The organism is Kineococcus auxinigenes, from assembly GCF_050871525.1.
GTDB lineage: Bacteria > Actinomycetota > Actinomycetes > Actinomycetales > Kineococcaceae > Kineococcus.
Genome location: NZ_JBKBCT010000164.1, coordinates 1 through 668 on the forward strand (window position 1 = coordinate 1; position 668 = coordinate 668).

The window sequence follows — 668 nt, forward strand, 5'->3', positions numbered from 1 at the left end:
TACCGAATCATCGCGGACAATCGCGACCTGAACTACGACAAGTTCATTCTGGAAGGCCAACCCGACGCCAACGACGTTGATGACTACACCTCGCACAACACCGAGCGATTGAGCGTGGAGCGCATCAAGCAGCTTCTGCTCACGCTGCCCTATGTTCGTAAACAGGTGAAGAAGTAATGCGCCCACTGGTATCAGTCATCATCCCCACTCACGGACGCCCTGAATGCGCGGTTTCCACGATCCGTGCGGTGCTGGCGGCCTCCGACGAACTGGAAGTCGTTGTCAGCGACACCACCAATGAAGACAGAATCAGCCCCGAATTTGCTGGCGAGGACAGTTCGCGCCTAAAGCTTCTTCGGCCCGGCGAACCGCTCAGCGTAGTTGACAACTTCAATCTCGCGCTGAGTCATGCAACGGGTGAGTACCTAGCATTCATTGGGGATGATGATCTGGTATCCACGCAGATCACGGAGGTTGCGCGTTGGGGGATCGCCAACCATGTTGACGCCTTCAGCTTCACCTTCCCCATGTTGTACTACTGGCCGACCTTCTCAAGCACGACACGATGGAAGGCCGAAGGGAGCACGCTCGTTATCAGCGACTTTGATGGACGAGTGACTCCCTTCGACGCAAAGGCAGAGTTGTCGATCGCGCTGCGTAATATGGGG

The 668-nt window shown here is 56.1% G+C and carries 1 protein-coding gene and 1 pseudogene; both read left to right on the forward strand.

The annotated features are described in order from the left end of the window. Positions 1-177, forward strand: a pseudogene (locus tag ACRYR9_RS19795) (UDP-glucose 4-epimerase); the annotation flags it as partial. Next, on the forward strand, positions 177-668 hold a 492-nt coding region (locus tag ACRYR9_RS19800; RefSeq protein ID WP_432540233.1), incomplete at its 3' end, for a glycosyltransferase family 2 protein. The pseudogene ACRYR9_RS19795 and the gene ACRYR9_RS19800, both read left to right, overlap by 1 nt.